The organism is Xenorhabdus poinarii G6 (assembly GCF_000968175.1).
Lineage (GTDB): Bacteria > Pseudomonadota > Gammaproteobacteria > Enterobacterales > Enterobacteriaceae > Xenorhabdus > Xenorhabdus poinarii.
This window is the reverse complement of record NZ_FO704551.1, coordinates 1,078,141-1,096,193: the sequence shown is the minus strand read 5'-3', so window position 1 is coordinate 1,096,193 and position 18,053 is coordinate 1,078,141. Positions and strand designations below refer to the sequence as shown.

At 44.8% G+C, this 18,053-nt stretch carries 20 protein-coding genes and 1 pseudogene; 17 read left to right on the top strand and 4 right to left on the bottom strand.

The window, feature by feature from the left end; translation table 11 throughout:
• Nucleotides 1-227: 227 nt before the first annotated feature.
• The 17 genes and pseudogenes from XPG1_RS19140 to XPG1_RS04985 all read left to right on the top strand — a co-directional run.
• A pseudogene (locus XPG1_RS19140) lies at nucleotides 228-686 on the top strand (Hcp family type VI secretion system effector); the annotation flags it as partial.
• Between the two features lie 278 nt (nucleotides 687-964).
• A complete protein-coding gene (locus XPG1_RS05055; RefSeq protein WP_045958107.1) occupies nucleotides 965-1,804 on the top strand; it encodes a DUF6402 family protein in 840 nt (279 codons plus the stop codon).
• The gene (locus tag XPG1_RS18680; RefSeq protein ID WP_231853052.1) at nucleotides 1,801-2,196 is read left to right on the top strand and encodes a DUF6201 family protein; all 396 of its coding nucleotides are present in this window, start codon (nucleotides 1,801-1,803) and stop codon (nucleotides 2,194-2,196) included. Before XPG1_RS05055 ends, XPG1_RS18680 begins: the two co-directional genes overlap by 4 nt.
• Before the next feature lie 127 nt (nucleotides 2,197-2,323).
• The gene (locus XPG1_RS05045; protein WP_045958106.1) at nucleotides 2,324-3,472 is read left to right on the top strand and encodes a phage major capsid protein; all 1,149 of its coding nucleotides are present in this window, start codon (nucleotides 2,324-2,326) and stop codon (nucleotides 3,470-3,472) included.
• Nucleotides 3,473-3,515: 43 nt separating this feature from the next.
• Entirely contained in the window at nucleotides 3,516-4,064 is a 549-nt protein-coding gene (locus tag XPG1_RS05040; protein ID WP_045958105.1) for an HK97 family phage prohead protease, read from the top strand.
• 2 nt (nucleotides 4,065-4,066) lie between these two features.
• The gene (locus tag XPG1_RS05035; RefSeq protein WP_045958104.1) at nucleotides 4,067-5,284 is read left to right on the top strand and encodes a phage portal protein; all 1,218 of its coding nucleotides are present in this window, start codon (nucleotides 4,067-4,069) and stop codon (nucleotides 5,282-5,284) included.
• Nucleotides 5,281-5,604 carry a phage head closure protein gene (locus XPG1_RS05030; RefSeq protein WP_045958103.1) on the top strand — a complete coding sequence of 108 codons (324 nt, stop codon included), beginning with the start codon at nucleotides 5,281-5,283 and terminating at the stop codon, nucleotides 5,602-5,604. The genes XPG1_RS05035 and XPG1_RS05030 overlap by 4 nt, the downstream gene beginning before the upstream one ends.
• A complete protein-coding gene (locus tag XPG1_RS05025) occupies nucleotides 5,597-5,899 on the top strand; it encodes a head-tail connector protein (RefSeq protein WP_045958102.1) in 303 nt (100 codons plus the stop codon). Before XPG1_RS05030 ends, XPG1_RS05025 begins: the two co-directional genes overlap by 8 nt.
• On the top strand, nucleotides 5,899-6,336 hold the full coding sequence (locus XPG1_RS05020) for an HNH endonuclease (protein ID WP_045958101.1): 438 nt from the start codon (nucleotides 5,899-5,901) through the stop codon (nucleotides 6,334-6,336). Before XPG1_RS05025 ends, XPG1_RS05020 begins: the two co-directional genes overlap by 1 nt.
• Nucleotides 6,329-6,457 carry a hypothetical protein gene (locus XPG1_RS19060; protein WP_269450583.1) on the top strand — a complete coding sequence of 43 codons (129 nt, stop codon included), beginning with the start codon at nucleotides 6,329-6,331 and terminating at the stop codon, nucleotides 6,455-6,457. The genes XPG1_RS05020 and XPG1_RS19060 overlap by 8 nt, the downstream gene beginning before the upstream one ends.
• Nucleotides 6,458-6,608: 151 nt before the next feature.
• The gene (locus XPG1_RS05015) at nucleotides 6,609-6,968 is read left to right on the top strand and encodes a phage terminase small subunit P27 family (protein WP_045958100.1); all 360 of its coding nucleotides are present in this window, start codon (nucleotides 6,609-6,611) and stop codon (nucleotides 6,966-6,968) included.
• A gap of 11 nt (nucleotides 6,969-6,979) precedes the next feature.
• Nucleotides 6,980-8,641, top strand: coding sequence for a terminase large subunit (locus XPG1_RS05010; RefSeq protein ID WP_045958099.1), 1,662 nt, complete (start codon nucleotides 6,980-6,982; stop codon nucleotides 8,639-8,641).
• Between the two features lie 138 nt (nucleotides 8,642-8,779).
• Nucleotides 8,780-9,082 (top strand): putative quinol monooxygenase, encoded by a 303-nt coding sequence (locus XPG1_RS05005; RefSeq protein WP_045958098.1) that lies wholly within the window; start codon nucleotides 8,780-8,782, stop codon nucleotides 9,080-9,082.
• 567 nt (nucleotides 9,083-9,649) lie between these two features.
• Nucleotides 9,650-9,913 (top strand): helix-turn-helix domain-containing protein, encoded by a 264-nt coding sequence (locus XPG1_RS05000; protein ID WP_045960475.1) that lies wholly within the window; start codon nucleotides 9,650-9,652, stop codon nucleotides 9,911-9,913.
• 357 nt (nucleotides 9,914-10,270) lie between these two features.
• On the top strand, nucleotides 10,271-11,179 hold the full coding sequence (gene hemF / locus XPG1_RS04995) for an oxygen-dependent coproporphyrinogen oxidase (protein WP_045958097.1): 909 nt from the start codon (nucleotides 10,271-10,273) through the stop codon (nucleotides 11,177-11,179).
• 204 nt (nucleotides 11,180-11,383) lie between these two features.
• Nucleotides 11,384-12,442, top strand: a complete 1,059-nt coding sequence (locus tag XPG1_RS04990) for a M4 family metallopeptidase (protein ID WP_045958096.1) — start codon at nucleotides 11,384-11,386, stop codon at nucleotides 12,440-12,442.
• Between the two features lie 276 nt (nucleotides 12,443-12,718).
• Nucleotides 12,719-12,916: a protealysin propeptide domain-containing protein gene (locus XPG1_RS04985; protein ID WP_366300867.1), complete on the top strand. Its 198-nt coding sequence runs from the start codon at nucleotides 12,719-12,721 to the stop codon at nucleotides 12,914-12,916.
• Nucleotides 12,917-13,158: 242 nt separating this feature from the next.
• On the opposite strand, the gene der is transcribed toward XPG1_RS04985, so the two are convergent.
• From der to hisS, 4 genes are all read right to left on the bottom strand, one after another.
• A complete protein-coding gene (gene der / locus XPG1_RS04980; protein ID WP_045958094.1) occupies nucleotides 13,159-14,652 on the bottom strand; it encodes a ribosome biogenesis GTPase Der in 1,494 nt (497 codons plus the stop codon).
• 194 nt (nucleotides 14,653-14,846) lie between these two features.
• On the bottom strand, nucleotides 14,847-16,019 hold the full coding sequence (gene bamB / locus XPG1_RS04975) for an outer membrane protein assembly factor BamB (RefSeq protein ID WP_045958093.1): 1,173 nt from the start codon (nucleotides 16,017-16,019) through the stop codon (nucleotides 14,847-14,849).
• Between the two features lie 16 nt (nucleotides 16,020-16,035).
• Nucleotides 16,036-16,656, bottom strand: coding sequence for a YfgM family protein (locus XPG1_RS04970; protein WP_045958092.1), 621 nt, complete (start codon nucleotides 16,654-16,656; stop codon nucleotides 16,036-16,038).
• Nucleotides 16,657-16,668: 12 nt separating this feature from the next.
• The gene (hisS, locus tag XPG1_RS04965) at nucleotides 16,669-17,946 is read right to left on the bottom strand and encodes a histidine--tRNA ligase (RefSeq protein WP_045958091.1); all 1,278 of its coding nucleotides are present in this window, start codon (nucleotides 17,944-17,946) and stop codon (nucleotides 16,669-16,671) included.
• Nucleotides 17,947-18,053 lie beyond the last annotated feature (107 nt).

The window sequence follows — 18,053 nt, the reverse complement described above, 5'->3', positions numbered from 1 at the left end:
CGGATGAATCTAAGAAGATAAATTTAGTGCATCAATTTGTTTTTTTATTAGGGTACTATCTGAAATTTAAATTAGGTAATTATCTGATTTTATTTAAGCAGAGAGATTAATCACAATTTTGCTGGTGATCTTTTATTCATGCTGGAATAGATAAGTATTGCTGTTATATCCTGTTTAATTGATGCTGTAATGAGCATCCATTGAAAATCAGATGACAGGAGACAGGAATGTCATATCTCATTTACTTGTCGTTAAAGGGCAAGAAACAAGGCTTAATCTCGGCGGGCTGTTCAACCCCCAAATCTATCGGTAACCGCTATCAGGCCGGGCGGGAAGATGAAATACAGGTATTGCACCTCAGCCATATGATGACACGCGATCAGAACGTCAATCATCTCCCGGTCAGCTTTATCAAACCCATTGATAAATCTTCCCCGTTGTTGGGGTTAGCAATAGACAAGAACGAGCTGCTGGATGCCCTTTTTAAGTGTTACCGCGTAAACCTTGCCGGACAGTTGGAATTTTTTTATGAGATCAAACTGACAGGCGCAACCATTGTTGATTTTTCCTGTCACTATCCGCATTCGATAGATGACAATGACCAGATCCCGTATGAAACGGTACAGCTTGATTATAAGTCGATATCATTCACGCATCGCGCGGCAGGGACAACAGGCTATGCGATATCGCAGTTGCAGGGGCGTGAAGAAGAAAGGCCGCTTTTGTCTGGATTTTCGTCATTAATTAAGCCACTTGAAACGACAATAGAGGCTTTGTTCAGCCATAAGTTCACACTGAAACATCAAGGAAATGTTTGCCAAGATATCGCATATGGAGTGGAAACGGACAAGGGACTGATTGAGGGAATATGTCAAACATCTGGAATAACAAAACAGTTTGATGCCAAAAAAGAAGAAAACCTTGAAGTTAAATATTTATTTCAAACAAAAATAGGGATTTAATTATGTCGATTTTTAAAACTAAAACCGTTAAAGGCGGCAAAAATACAGAAATTGAAATGGATATTTTTTATTTAAACCAAATCCCGGATGCAATGGAAAAAATGGGATGGGAAATGGCACCAAAATTAATGCGTCATTGGTTTAATACTAAACCTGCTTATGCCTTTACTAAGGAAATAAAAAGCAAGTATGTTACAGATGATGCAATAGATATACCGGATGAAAGATTTAATGATTCCATTATAAAAATGGAATGGGCGATTAAATATAAACAACCTAAAGAGATTATGTCTGTACTCATTAATGGTTGGGCAAGTAATGCAGGCATTACCCAATTAAAAAAACAATTAAAGAAAAGTGAAAAGAAAGTATTAGGATATGAAAAAGATATACGAGAAATAGACACATTTTCAGCAGTCAACGTTAGGCAATTTGGTTCTAAACTTGATACGATTGACGATTGGTATGGTGCTATGGGTAATTCTAATATGAAGGTGGCTGTTAAGGGTTATGTGGATAAATCAAACAACAAAGATGTTTTTGTCACCGAACAGATTGGAATGTATTTAAAAGATACCTATGATTTTGTTGGTGCAACAGAACCTTTAGGGATTTGGAGTAAAAAAGGTATATTAGACAAAATTAGCTCTGTTGATTATGCCGCTCTTTATGCTACTGGAAGCTGGATGGCCTTATGGATTAAATACAATGGATATGTTCCTGTAGTTAATGATAGTTTTAGACAATGGCAAAAAAAGCATAATGAAGGTGGTGATTTTATGGTTTTCTCTGATATTTTATGGATGGAGCCATTACCACAACATAGAATTATTTACCTATGAAAACAAAATGTGAATATTTTTTTAAAAAACCATTATTGGTTTTATTGTTCATTACTATTTTTATAGTATGGATGCTATTTCCATCAACTTTATTTTTCGGTAATTGGAATAAGGAGTTTGAAGTAAAGGATAAACATGGTCAATATACCGCAATGGTATATAAAAAATTACCCATATCGCCATACGCGATGTTTAAATACTTTATTATGGATGATGACTATTTTATTGTTTTATATGATAATAAAAATAGACGTATCTGGAAGAGTTCTCCTTTTACATCAATATCATATGGAGCATTTTCTGCTTCATTTGGCTTTCCATCCTCTGATGACGATTCTTTTATATATCCAACAAATGATGGATATGAAGTCATCTATATAAATAAATTATAGTGAAAACTTTTGTAAATATTCCGTCCTCATGTTTTCGCAAGTTTATCCTCTGAATGTCAGGGGCTTTTTTATCATTTTTCATGATGTTAAATAGTGTCTTAAGCAGAATAACCAACCACAAAACACCATGAAAAAACTCCTTGAATTACGCCAGCAAAAGGCAACCCTCACCGAACAAATGCGCACCCTGCTCACCAAGGCCGAAACTGAAAAACGCTCATTGACCGAAGAGGAAGCCAAACAGTTTGACGAACTGCGCAGCCAGTCCGACGCACTGAATACAGAAATCGCCCGCTACGAAGCCTTGTCAGATGAAGAACGCCATCAGGCGAAGACTCAGCCGACCAGTGAAAAACTCAGCAACGACGAACTGCGCCACTATATTGTGACCGGAGAAACCCGCACCTTGTCTACGGGCGTGCCGTCCGAGGGTGGCTATACCGTTATTCCTGAGCTAAACAAACAAATCATGCAGCAACTGGCGGATGAATCGGTCATGCGCCGGATCTGTACCCTCAAGACCATACGCAGCAACGAATACAAACAGTTGGTTTCTGTCGGTGGCGCAGCGGTAGCCCACGGGGAAGAGGGCAAGGCACGCGGTGAAACGTCCACGCCGAAGATGGAAGAAGTCAGCATTAAGCTGTTCCCGATTTACGCTTACCCCAAGACAACACAAGAAATTATCGATTTTAGCGACGTCGATATCTTGGGCTGGCTGACCTCAGAAATTGCCGACACCTTCGTTGATACCGAAGAAACGGATCTTGTCAGCGGTGACGGCAGCAAAAAGGCGAAAGGCTTCCTGTCTTATCCCCGTGATACCCAAGCCGACAAAACGCGCGTTTTCGGCACCCTGCAAAAGCTGGAGGTCGCCACCCTTGAAGCTGACAGCCTGATTGACCTTAAGTTTTTGCTCAGGAACAAATACCGCAAGAATGCCGTCTGGGTGATGAACTCCAACACTGCCGCTAAAGTACAGAAACTGAAAAACGGCAACGGGGATTATATCTGGCGGGAACGTTTGCAAGCCGGTGATCCCGATATGCTGCTGGGCTTGCCTGTTCACTATCTCGAATTTATGCCGGATAACGTTATCGGTCTGGGTGACTTCAAGCGCGGTTACTTCATCGTTGACCACGAAACAGGCACCCGCACCCGTCCCGACAATATCACCGAGCCGGGATTTTATAAGGTACACACTGATAAGTATCTGGGCGGGGGCTTAGTGGACTCCAACGCAATCAAGGTGCTGGAACTGAAAGCCGGTAAATAAGCGAGAGGGGCACAGCGCCCCTTTTCAGTCCTGGAGTCCATAGATGAATAACGATTTTGAAATCCGCACCGCCTCCTTGTCAGCGGCAGATAAAAAGCTGGTCGGCTACGCGATCCGGTGGAACAGCCGCTCACATCTCTTGTGGGATGAGTTTGTGGAACAGTTTGCCCCGAATGCGTTTAGTGCCAGCTTAACTTCTGGCGCAGATGTCAGGGCACTTTATGAACATGATCACATGAACCTGTTAGGCCGCACCGCGTCCGGCACCTTACAGCTTAGTGAAGATGCTACCGGGTTACGCTTCGAGTTAACCCCGCCTGATACCCAATTAGGCCGCGATGTACTAACGCTGGTCGAACGTGGTGATATTTTAGGCATGTCCTTTGGATTCAGGGCATTGAAGGATCAATGGGATATTGGTCAGGAACCGTATGTCAGAACCGTCTTGGAGGCTGAATTACGGGAAATCACTATCACCAGCCTGCCCGCCTACCCTGAGAGTGGCGTAGAGATTGCCAAGCGCTCGCTGAATACTATTAAAACCAGCGATACTGACTTGCGTCATTACTGGCTGCAACTGTCTGAGGTGTAACCATGTGGCCGTTTAAGCGAAAAGCGCCTGAAACCCGCAGTATGACGATGGAGGAGTTTCTTTCTCTGGCGGGCGTATCTAACACTAAATCGGGGGAGCATGTTTCACCCTCCACGGCAGAGGGCTTACCCGCCGTGATGAATGCCGTCACGGTCATTGGTGAAGCCGTTGCCTCCATGCCCTGTTACCTCTATCGGGTTGCGCACCAGAACAGTAAAGAGTCCCGCGAATGGTTGAGCGATCACCCGGTGGATTACTTGCTTAATGAGTACCCGAATGACTGCCAGACCCCGTACCAGTTCAAGCGAACCCTGATGCGTCATTGCCTGTTAAATGGTAATGCGTATGCGGTGATAATCTGGGGGCGGGATGGTCAGCCACAATCATTGCACCCTTACCCCCCGTCAGCGGTTGTACCACAACGATTATCCGATCACCGGTTCGCCTATACCATCACCGAACCTTATAGCGGCAAGGTAAAAACCTATTTACAGGAGGAAGTCCTGCACCTGCGCTATGCCACTGAAGACGGCTTTCTTGGCCGCTCACCCGTCACTGTCTGCCGCGAAACCTTGGGTTTGGGGCTGGCACAACAACGCCACGGAACCAGCATTATGAAAGAAGGTATGATGGCGGCGGGGGTAATTAAATCCGCCGACTGGCTGGATGGGACGAAAGGCGCTAAGGCACTGGAAGCCCTCAAACGTTACAAGGGTGCCCGTAATGCAGGGAAAACGCCTATTCTTGAGGGCGGGATGGAGTACCAGCAATTGGGGATGAGTAACCAAGACGCGGAGTGGCTGGCCTCCCGCCGCTTCACCATTGACGATATCGCCCGGATGTTCAACGTCAGCCCGATCTTTCTGCAAGAGTACTCGAACAGCACCTACAGCAACTTTAGCGAAGCCTCACGCGCCTTTCTGACTATCACTATGCGCCCGTGGCTCGCCAACTTTGAGCAACAAATCAAATCGGCCTTACTGATGGCCTCACCGAAACGGGGGATACGTTACCAAGTCGAGTTTGATACGGCCGACTTACTGCGTGCTAACCCACGGGAACGCTTCCAGAGTTATGAGACGGCGATTAAGTCGGGGGTGATGTCACCGAATGAAGCCCGTGAACGTGAAGGCTTATCGCCGCGTGAAGGGGGGGATGAATTTAGCCAGGCATGGAAGCAAACCGTCGAAATCAAGCAACCACCGGAGGACAAGGCATGAGGGCAGGCAGATTGCAGCATCGGGTAACGATACAGAAAAACGAATCAAGCCGTTCGCCTATGGGGTCGGTGATTAACAAATGGGTGGATGTTGCCGAAGTTTGGGCGGAGGTGAGAACGATCAGCGGGCGGGAACTCGTCGCATCGAGCGCGGTATTTTCAGAAGTGACTATTCGTATCTGGTTGCGCTACCGTGCGGATATCACCACAGGCCATCGCATTGTTTATCAAGGCAAACCCCTTGTGATTGCCGTCGTTATCCCCGATACCAAACACACCCGCCTAGAACTGCTTTGCAAAGGAGGCGTGCGCAATGGATAAAATCGATATCCCCTTAAGTGAAATCAAGCAACATTGCCGGGTGGATGAAAGCGACACCCGCGACGATGCGTTATTGGTGGGCTATGCCAATGCCGCACTGGAAGTGTGCCAGCAACATATCGGCAAGCGCTTTGATAATGGCTTGACTTTCACGCCTGCCATCAAGGTGGGCTGCCTGCTTTATATTGGCTTGTTGTATGAAAACCGGGAGATGGCAACCGATCTTGAGCTTAAAGAAGTGCCGTTTACCATCAAGTCCCTGTGGTCTGTCTATCGTGATATCGGAGTCTACTAATGCCTTGGCAACCTTTGAAACGCTGTACTTATCCCGGCTGCAAACAACGGGTAAAATCGGGTCGTTGCGATGAACACAAACGGGAAGCCCGGCGTGTACAGGATAAGCAGCGAGGCACCCGAACCCAACGCGGTTATAGCAATCAATGGGGTAAATATCGCTTGATGTACCTTAAGGCTAATCCCTTATGTGTGATTTGCCTGAAAGCCAACACCTACACCCCGGCAACCATTGTTGACCACATTATCCCGATAGACGGTGACAGTGATGTACTGTTCTGGCCTGACTTCAATCATCAATCAGTATGTCATCGTTGCCATAACAGCAAGACGTTTACCCAAGACCCGATAACCAAGCAGAAGCGCAAGCATGGTGCTTATCGTGAGCAGGAAGCAGAAGCAACAAGGCGCAATGACTGGATGTACCAGCATGAATAAAACAGAGACCGAACAACTCGTTAAAGAGCTATTGAAGCACAGTGAACCCTATCGACCAGAGAAGCAGATTGCGCCTGAGAAGCCCACAGTGAAGCGTACAATACAGCGTGATAGGAGCTAAGGGAATGCTTTCGAAATCGTTAGAGAAGCACTCAGAGGGGGTAGGGGAGTCAAACATGACAAATGCCCTGCCTCATGGCACCGCCGCCCCCTCAAATTTTTACGCACGGCACTTTTTTCAATAGCAGTAACTTCATAGGAATCAAACTATTATGGCAAGGGCACCCAAACCCCCGGTTTACTTAAACGACATCGCCGCCGAGCAATGGAAATCGAAAGCGAAACTGTTAAATGAGCGTGACGACCTCAGCCCGGCAGACTGGAACAATTTAGAACTGTATTGCGTTAACTATGCGATCTACCGTAAAGCCGTGGCCGACATTGAATTACGCGGGTTCGCGGTGGAAGGTTCACGCGGCGCGGCGACCAGTAACCCGTCACTGAAAGCCAAGGCGGACGCGGAAAAAATCATGATAAAAATGTCGTCCTTATTGGGCTTTGATCCCGTATCCCGCCGCCGAAATCCGATAGAAAGCGATGAACCTGATGATCTAGATGTGCTGATTGCCTGAGTGAGGTCACAGTGAACGCATGGGATCAGTACGCTCTTGATGTCGAAAATGGCACAATTCCGGCCTGTAAGCGCCTGAAACAGGCCGTGAAACGCTACTATAACGACCTGAACAACCCGATTTACACGTTTGATACTGAGGTGGTAGAGCGTTTTATTGCGTTCTCCCGCCTCTGTCCCCACGTCAAAGGCCACTTGCGCGGTCAGCCCATTGTGCTTGAACCGTGGCAACAATTCGCCTTTGCTAACCTGTTCGGCTTCAAAGTAAAAGCGACGGGGCGTAGAAAATACCGCAGTGCTTATATTCAGGTGCCGCGCAAAAATGCGAAGTCCACCGTGGCCGCAATACTGGCGAACTGGTTTCTGGTGATGGAACCGGGACAGCAGGATATTTACACCGCCGCTGTCAGCCGGGATCAGGCGCGTATTGTGTTTGATGATGCCCGCCAGATGAGCCTGTTATCTAAGCCCCTGAAAAAGCGGGTAGCCATCCAGCAACATAAAGTGACTTACACGAAGAGCAACAGCCTGTTAAAGCCACTGGCCGCCAAAGCCTCGACCATTGAGGGCACCAATCCCAGCCTCGCTATTGTTGATGAATACCACTTGCACCCCGATAACGCCGTGTATTCTGCCCTTGAATTGGGGATGGGCGCACGCCCCGAAGGACTCCTGTTTGCCATTACTACGGCGGGCAGTAATGTTATTTCGGCCTGTAAGCAGCACTATGATTATTGCTGTCAGATACTGGGCGGCGAAGAACAAAATGAATCCCTGTTTGCCCTGATCTACGAGCTGGACGACGAAAACGAGATTGATGACAAGGCACTTTGGATTAAGGCTAATCCCAATCTGAATATCTCAGTGGATAGCGCCGCCCTGCATGACACCATCCAGAAAGCGCGAGGCATTCCTTCCCAATGGACGGAAATGCTAACCAAACGCTTTAATATCTGGTGTCAGAGTGAAACGCCGTGGATGGGCGAAGGGGCTTGGCAAGCCTGCCAAATTAATTATGATGAAAACGACCTCAAGGGGCTGGAGTGCTACGCCGGACTGGATTTGTCTTCAACGGGGGATATCACCAGTGTTTGCTACACCTTCCCCGTGGAGAATGAACTGTTACTCCTGACCCGCCATTATTTACCAGAAGCGCAGTTACAGAACCCGGCCAACAAGAACCGGGCTATTTATCGCCAATGGGTGCAAGCAGGCTGGATACGCACCACAACAGGCGACTGCATTGATTATGACCGTATCCGTGATGACATTCTCAAGGACAGCCAACAGTTTGATATCAAGCTGGTCGGTTTCGATACATGGAACGCCACGCACCTAAGAACTCAACTTCAGGGCGCCGGACTGGATGTTGAGCCATTCCCGCAAACCTATCTGCGCTTTAGTCCGGTGGCTAAATCGGCTGAGGTATTCGTGAATCGCAAGGTCATTCGTCACAACGACGATCCGGTTCTCGCATGGGCGATGTCCAATGTGGTGATGGAAACCGATGCGAACGCCAATATCAAACCTAACAAGAGAAAATCAGCGAATAAAATCGACCCTGCTATTGCGTTCCTGATGAGTTTTGGCACATGGCAGAGCGAGCATGAAGAGTTTGCGTTTAGCTTAAGTGAGGGGCAGCAACAACGATTAAATAACTTTGATGGGGTTTAGTTAACACATTGATTTATTTATTTTTATATTTATCGTAAATAGTTGTCATAAAAACTGGTTTACTATAACCTTAAAATGAATATTTTAAAAACAAACACTTATCATGACACTACACTTTTAATTATATGGAAAAATAGAATGATTGTTGCAATTGTAAAAGCAAAGATTTTATCTGGTAAAGAAGACGAATTACGTAACATAGCAAATATACTGCAATTTGATTATGCCCCTTTAGAAAAGGGTTGCCATCGCTATGAATCATTTATTGATGGTGATAATTTTATTACTATAGAAATATGGGAAAATCAGCGTCTTTTAGATATTCATTTAGAACAAGAACATGTCAATAAATATGTGCCTAAAATGAGGGTATGTGTTGTTGATGGTGTATTCGATGTAACATTTATAACTAATGGAACCGTAACACAAACTAAAATTTAAATGTTGTCTATAAAAATCATGGTGATATAAAGAGCTATCATCATTCATCACTTATTAAAAATTAGTCGCTTTCCTGTCCATATAAGCCGGAGTGTTGCTTTTTTTACATTGATAGCTTCCGATGAAATCCACCGTGAATTCCTTTCATTAGGTCAGAACGTATAATGTACTGACCTATATCATATTGCGTTCCTGATGAGCTTTGGTACGTGGCAGAGTGAGCATGAAGAGTTTTCATTTAGCTTAAGTGAAGAACCGCAACAGCGCTAAGGCGTTTAATGAAATTTAACGCAAAAAGTTAAGCGGTTTTACTGATTCGCTTATTGAATTTGATAAACCAATTCATTAAAGTAATCCCGCCATTGGCAAAATCCAATGGTCAAGGCGTCGCGGCCTTGTGTAACTATACACTGGTAGGAAGTTTCTACCAGTGCGCCTGCTATCACCCTTTCAATGGTGGTTCAGGCAGGGAAGGCTTCGGCCTTGCCGGTCATAGTTACCCGGTCCGCGAACCCTGCCTTGAATCACCACCATCAATTTTCTCAATTAATGGAAGGGGTAGCAGAAATGAACAACGTTAGAAATGACTGGCATCAAGCTGATATTATTGCAGCATTACGTAAGCGTGGTACAACGCTTGCCGCAGTCTCCCGTGAAGCGGGACTCAGTTCTTCTACATTAGCAAATGTGTTATCACGCCCTTGGCCTAAAGGGGAATGGATCGTTGCTAATTATCTCAATATTCATCCATCTGAAATCTGGCCTAGCCGTTATTTTGATATGAACGGTAATCTTATAGAGCGCAAAGTTCGCGATAAATCAGCAAAATAATTATTCTAATACCGGAAAACATCAGGGAAATAGTCACCTCGTCTAATTACTCGCTGTGTTATTGGCTTTGATGAGGTGGCACAATGGGTTAGCCGTCACTACAAACATTCAATAAAACTCCCGCCGAAATTCGTAGCAACCTGTCTCGTAAAGTCAGAACGCTCAACGTACTGACCTCGTTTTGTTGATCACAAATTCACTCTTACTTCTTTCTTTTCTTCCACATTGTTCTTATCTTATGTTTTGTTTATAGGTTTGTTCAGCGTTCAATGTATAAACAATTGTATAAACAAACAAAAGTTAATCTCGTTATAAACAATAATTATTTAAACAATATCAAATGGTTATACTTTAATTATGAATATACCTAATATAGAGAAAGTGAAGAATTTTTTCCTCTCATTGCACGATCACCTCTGTACGCAACTGGAACAACTTGATGGCCGGGCCACGTTTATGGAAGAGTGCTGGCAGCGGGAAGAAGGTGGCGGCGGGCGAAGCCGTATACTGACAGAAGGTCAAGTTTTTGAAAAAGCCGGGGTGAACTTCTCGCACATCACCGGGGCTGCAATGCCGGCTTCCGCCACCGCCCATCGTCCAGAACTGGCGGGACGCAGTTATCAGGCAATGGGCGTTTCCCTTGTCATTCATCCACTGAATCCTTATGTCCCGACCAGCCACGCCAATGTGCGTTTCTTTATTGCCGAAAAAGAGGGAGAACCCCCTGTGTGGTGGTTTGGTGGTGGTTTTGATCTCACGCCTTATTATGGTTTTACAGAAGATGCAATTCATTGGCACACCGTTGCCAAGAATTTATGCCAGCCGTTTGGTGATGATATCTATCCAAAATATAAAAAATGGTGTGATGATTATTTTTTTATCAAGCATCGTGATGAGCCTCGTGGTATTGGCGGTTTATTTTTTGATGATTTGAATACACCGGATTTTGACACCTGTTTTAATTTCACGCAGGCGGTCGGAAATGGATTCTTATTGGCCTATTCACCGATTGTCGAACGAAGGAAGGGGATAACCTGGGGTGATCGAGAAAGAGCATTTCAGCTATATCGCCGAAGCCGCTATGTTGAATTCAATCTTGTTTGGGATCGGGGAACGCTCTTTGGTTTGCAAAGTGGAGGAAGAACAGAATCGATCTTAATGTCCATGCCCCCATTAGTGCGTTGGGAATATGGTTATTCCCCAGAGCCTAGCTCGCCTGAATCTGAGTTATCTACTTCATTTCTAATAAAAAAAGATTGGGTATGATAACTGAAAACAGGAATATAAGATCCACTCTTTTATTCCTGTTTTACGTCTTATTTTAATGAATTTATTATTTTTCATGATTAATACCCTGCCATAACAAATCAATACTTACCCTAATGACTCCTCTATGAATTACAGATAATATTAAATCAGGATTTGAAAAAAAATGAATACACCATCCAAATACAATAAAAGGGTATTATTATGTTTAACTATCAAGGTAAATTAAATAAATCAGGTATCATTCCTCCCTATCTATTAGAATACGTTATTAAAATTTGTGATCAGAATGATAAAGCGTATATATTAAAAACATTAAATCATGTTTATAACTTAATGAATAGCCCTGCTGCAATTGATACACTGGAAAATGCATATCAACCCGGTCATGATCATGAACTAAATCGGACTATTTATAGTGCTGAATATCATGATCAATATCCCGGTGGGAAACTCATTTTATCTGAAGGCATGGCCGAAAAAGACGATATATCAGCGAATGAGGCTTATCTTTATCTTGGTCAAGTCTATACGTTTTATAAGGAAATTTTTGGTCGTGATTCAATTGATAACAACGGTCTTAAGTTAGTTGCAACGGTGCATTATCAGAAAAATTATATGAATGCGTTTTGGGATAATAATCAAATTATTTTTGGTGATGGTTATCCACCCTATTTTAATCGTCTTACTTCATGCGTTGATATTACTGCCCATGAACTGACTCACGGCGTGACCGAGTATGAAGCAAACCTTGATTATGCTTATCAATCCGGTGCACTAAATGAATCTATCTCTGATGTATTTGGTATTATGGTGAAACAGTATGCTCATCACCAAAAAGCCAACGAATCGGATTGGTTGATAGGCAAAGGCATCTTTGGCCCGGCACTTAACCCTGATAATGACCCGAATATTGCCTTACGTTCACTGAAAAACCCCGGAACAGCAAACACCCGAGATAATCAGGTTGGTCATATGGATCAATATCAAGATTTATCTGTCAGAGATGATAATGGCGGGGTTCATAAATATTCCGGTATTCCCAATAAGGCATTCTATTTATTAGCAACCGCGTTGGGGGGGTATTCATGGGAGCAGGCCGGCAGGATCTGGTACCGTACATTATTGGACAAACGTTTATCCCAGAAAGCCAATTTTAATGATTTCGCACGGTTAACAGTTGAAAATGCACATATCTTATTTGGTCAAAAAGTGTCAGATATTGTCACTCATTCATGGAATCAAGTTGGCACCCTGTGCTAAAGACAGATATTTCTCCCTGAAAATGAAAGACCAGGGAGGGTCTTAATATCTTTCATTTCCGTTATTGATCTTTGCCATCTGAACCGAATTACTCTTTTCTCCCGATCCCGAATAGTCAATAAATCGTCATTTTATATTGCTAAAATGAACGGTTCTTTCCCCTGATGTCGCATCCTAAAAATTTACATTTTGGGTCGTGACTAACCAGGTTAATTCCGTTACCATCTTCGTTGGATTAAATATTGACCAACACAACAACAGACCAAACAGGGCATTATGATGAATAATAATAATGTAAACAAACAGAATATAATCCCACCTTATTTACTGAAATGTATTGCACAAGACTGTGATGTTAATGACAAAGCCTGTGTTTTAAATACGTTAGATCACGTCAATAAGCTAATGAATAAATCAATCGAGGAAAAAATCTTAGTCGCTGAAAACACGAAAAAAGACTGGACGAAGAAATAGGATTACTTACCGATTTATCGACTTTTTCAAGATAGCCAAGAAGAAAAACCGCCAAATTAATACAATAAAAAACAGAATAAATCAGTCGATATGATTGACAATGTTAAACTGATTAAGGTGACATTTGAACGTCTTTTTATATATTCCTTTTGATAATAACTATTTTTCAGAAAAACATAACAACTCACTCAATAATAAGGGGCTGAAAACAGCCCTTTATTTGTATCAAGGTTTTCAAATAATTAACGTTTTTTCAGATGTTCCATTAAACGCTTACGTTTACGAAGCTGAGTGGTCGTTAATGTATTTTTCTTGTTTGCATAAGGGTTAGCCCCTTCTTTGAATTGGATGCGAATCGGTGTACCCATCACTTTCAACGAGCGGCGGAAATAATTCATCAAATAACGCTTATAGGAATCGGGTAAATCTGTCACCTGATTACCATGAATCACCACTATCGGCGGGTTATATCCCCCCGCATGTGCATATTTCATTTTCACGCGGCGACCACGGATCATCGGGGGTTGATGATCATCTTCCGCCATATGCATGATACGGGTCAATAGCGAAGTGTTAACGCGACGAGTTGCGCTTTCGTAAGCCTCCAGAATTGACTCGAATAAATTACCAACACCGCTGCCATGAAGTGCAGAAATAAAATGAACACGGGCGAAATCAACAAAGCCCAGTCGCAAATCAAGCATGTCTTTGACGCGATCTTTGTCCTCCTGGTTCATGCCATCCCATTTGTTGACGGCGATAACCAGAGAACGACCACTGTTGAGAATAAAACCAAGCAGCGAGAGATCTTGATCGGAAATGCCTTCACGAGCATCCACGACCAACAGTACAACATTGGCATCTTCGATCGCCTGAAGCGTTTTAATCACCGAGAACTTTTCAACCGTCTCGGTGACTTTTCCACGCTTACGCACGCCCGCGGTATCAATCAAAATATACTCACGACCATCACGCTCCATCGGAATATAAATGCTGTCACGGGTTGTCCCTGGCATATCAAAAACAACAACACGTTCTTCACCTAGAATACGGTTGGTTAATGTGGATTTACCCACATTAGGGCGGCCAACAATCGCAAGTTTCAGCGGCAAGGTGGTCGGATCGAACACCTCTTCCTCTTCTTCTTGCTCAGCCAGATCCGCCAGCTCAGCTTGCTCAATTTCCGCCCAATACGCGGCATTAGCTTCTTCTTCGGTTAATTCGACCTCGACCGTCTCTTCTTTATCAGAAAACGGCAGCAAAGCACGTTCAATCAGTTGGGTCACACCACGACCGTGGGAAGCGGCAATCGAATAAATATCCCCCAGCCCCAACGAATAAAATTCAGCTATCGAGGTGTCAATATCAATACCATCTGTTTTATTCGCCACCAGAAACGTGGATTTTTCACGGCTACGTAGATGCTTGGCAATCGCATGGTCAGCCGGCATTAGCCCTGCTCTGGCGTCAACCATAAAGAGCACAATATCAGCCTGTTCTATTGCCATCAGAGATTGCGTAGCCATATGGGTTTCTACGCCTTCTTCCGTACCATCGATACCACCCGTATCAATGATGATGAACTCCTGCCCTTCAACCTCTGCCCGTCCATACTTACGATCACGGGTTAAGCCAGGGAAATCCGCTACCAGCGCATCTCTGGTTCGGGTTAATCGGTTAAATAAGGTGGATTTTCCAACATTGGGACGCCCAACCAGCGCAACGACAGGTATCATTTTTGATGCCTCATGACTCTATTTTAATCAATATCCTGCTGACCGTGTTCTTCTAATACAGTCCACATCCACAAGATACAAAGATACTAAAAAGACGAAACGGCTCCTGTTACTGCTCAGGAGCCGTATAATTACGTGTTCTGACATGATGTGCTATGACCGCTAGCACACATGTGTTAACACACATTCTGGAATCAGCGAGTATACAGGTAAACGGTGCCGTTTTTCGCTTGTACCATCAATTTATCGCCAGCAACAACCGGACGACTCAACAGGCCAGAGCGATCAACCTTATTCTGCGCCACAAATTTACCATCATCCATATTCAACCAATGCAGGTAACCTTCGCTATCACCAACCACCAGATAGCCATTATACATTTCTGGTGCGGTCAGGTTTCGGTGCAAGAGATCCTTTTGCGCCCATAATGTCACGCCATCATTTTTGCGCAAGGACAAGATACGGTCATCCTGATCAACAATGAAAATATGGTTGTCAGTGACAACCATATCGTTCACCGATCCCAGTTCACGTTTCCAGATAATCTGACCCGAACGCATATCCATTGCCACTAAGTTACCGTTATAAGCAATGGCATAAATAACATTGTCAGAAATGACCGGGGTCATATCAACGTCATTCAGGCGATCTATTTCGGTGACGCCCGTGACCTGAGAAATACGCTGTTGCCAGATTAACTGCCCCTGCGACAGTAAAACAGTACTGACCCGACCATTATCACCACCAATCACTGCTGCGCCATAAGCCACGGCCGGCGCAGATTCACCACGAACGGATAATGCAGGTGTATCCATGTTAACTGACCAGGCAATTTTACCCTCAGTTTCGCTCAGGGCTTGCAACATACCGTTACCCGTATGAATCAAGACCAGGCCATCACTCACGACAGGACGGGACAATGCTTCGCCCGCAACCGTGGTCTCCCATTCAATTTTGCCCGTCGTTGTATCTAATGCGATAACTTTTGCTTTTTCGGTGCCCACATACAGACGATCACCGGACACTGTCAAACCACCAGAAAGCAGGGCGGGCAAACGCGAGGACAGCAAACTGGCTTTTTCTGACAGATCGGTTGCCCATAACTCTTTGCCGCTGTCGATATCCAGGGCTTTAATCACACCGTTACGATCAGCAACGTAAACGGTTGAACCCTGCCAAGCAGGTGATAAGTGAGAGTAGTACTGCCCTGTACCACTACCAACAGATTTATCCCAAACGGTACGAGGGGTGAATTGATTTTCAACCTTCGGCAACGGTGATAGGGTTACGGTATCCTGTTCGCTTGAGCAACCCGCCAACAGGACAGAAGCAACCAACCCAACCAAGAGTGTTTTTCGCAGTTGCATGATGAAGTTAACTCCCTTAGTTGGACAAATTATTAAGTTTGATTTTCATAATCTCTTTTATTGCCTGGGGGCCATCAGCACCAAGCCCCATAGAATAGGCTGCCCGTGCAGCGGCGGTATTGCCTTGTTTGGCCAGAATATCCCCACGGATATCTTCAACCATCATCTGCCAGCCTTTGCCTTTGACCGGTTCCAGCGTTTTCAATGCCGCATCCATTTTATCTTCGGCTAACTGAACTCTTGCCAGGCGGAGACGGGTCAATGCCTGCATATTGTCATCTTCGGCTTTACCGGACGCTGACAGCAGATTTTTCTCTGCCTGAGCCAGATTATTCTGGGTAGTAGCCTGTTTTGCCAGTGCCAGTTCGGCCATAACACCGTAAACATTATTCGTTTCATGCGCGAACTTTTCGACGGCAACAACGCTTTCTTTCGACCCCGGCACCAATGATTTGTTCAATTTTTCAAATGCCGCCGCGGTTTCATGTAAGCGATTGGTTTGATGAGTCTGCCAGTAACGCCACCCAATCAAAGCACCAACGCCCAACACTAAACCAACAGCAAGGTATTTGCCGTTGGTAGAGAAAAAACGCTTTATTACATCAATTTGTTCATTTTCAGTGGTATAGACTTGCACCAGAGTCTCTCCTTAGCCTAACAGCTCGCTCAAACGCGCTGCGACCGCTTGTTGTGGCAATGTTTCTTGTTGACCATTACGTAAATCTTTGACGGCGATATTGCCGGCTTGAATTTCATCTTCCCCCAGGATCAGGGCAATTTTAGCGCCGTGTTTACCCGCCCGCGTTAACTGTTTCTTAAAGTTACCGCCACCATGGTTAGTCATCAGACGTAATGCCGGCAATTGATCACGAATTTTTTCTGCCAATATCAGCGCAGCTTGCTGGCTGCCTTCACCAAAGGAAGAGAGGTAAACATCAGCAGAAGTCAGATCAGCAACAAAATCAGGATTGATTTCCTGCACCAACAGCACCATACGTTCCATCCCCATGGCAAAACCCACTGCCGGAGTTGACTTACCCCCTAGTTGCTCAACCAGGCCATCGTAACGCCCTCCAGCACAAACCGTTCCCTGCGCACCCAATGCCGATGTGACCCATTCAAAAACAGTACGATTGTAGTAATCAAGACCACGAACCAGACGCGGATTAATGCGGTATGTGAGACCGGCACTGTCAAGTATCCGGCATAGTCCATCAAAGTGCGCTTTTGACTCGCTATCAAGATAGTCAGACAACACCGGTGCATCATTAAGAAGTTGCTGAATTTCAGGGTTTTTCGAATCCAGTACCCGCAGTGGGTTGGTATACATGCGGCGCAGACAATCTTCATCCAGTACTGCTTTGTGCTGTTCAAGGAACGCGACCAGTGCTTCACGATAATCTGCACGCGCTGCCAGTGAGCCAATGGAGTTCAGTTCAAGCGTCACGTGATCAGCAATACCCAATTCACGCCACCAGCGCGCGGTCATTAAAATCAGTTCCGCATCGATATCTGGCCCTTGTAAGCCAAACACTTCCGCCCCTAACTGATGGAATTGGCGGTAGCGCCCTTTTTGTGGACGCTCGTAACGGAACATCGGCCCGATGTACCATAAGCGTTGTTCCTGATTGTACAGCAGACCATGCTGAATGCCGGCACGAACACATCCTGCCGTATTTTCCGGGCGCAGGGTCAGGCTTTCACCATTGCGGTCATCAAAGGTATACATCTCTTTTTCGACAACATCGGTCACTTCCCCAATAGCACGTTTGAATAACGGGGTCTGCTCTACAATCGGAGTTCGAATTTCACTAAAACCATAACCTGACAGCACACGTTTCAACGTCGATTCAACTCGTTGCCAGATGGCTGTTTCAGCAGGAAGGTAGTCGTTCATGCCACGAATAGCTGGAATATTTTTTGTCACGTTTTATCTCTTATTCATATTTATATAATGCTGTCGATTATAAAAGCGAATACTTGCGAAGCTCAAGTTAGCTGAAATCCGAAATCTATTGGGTAGATAGAGAAAAG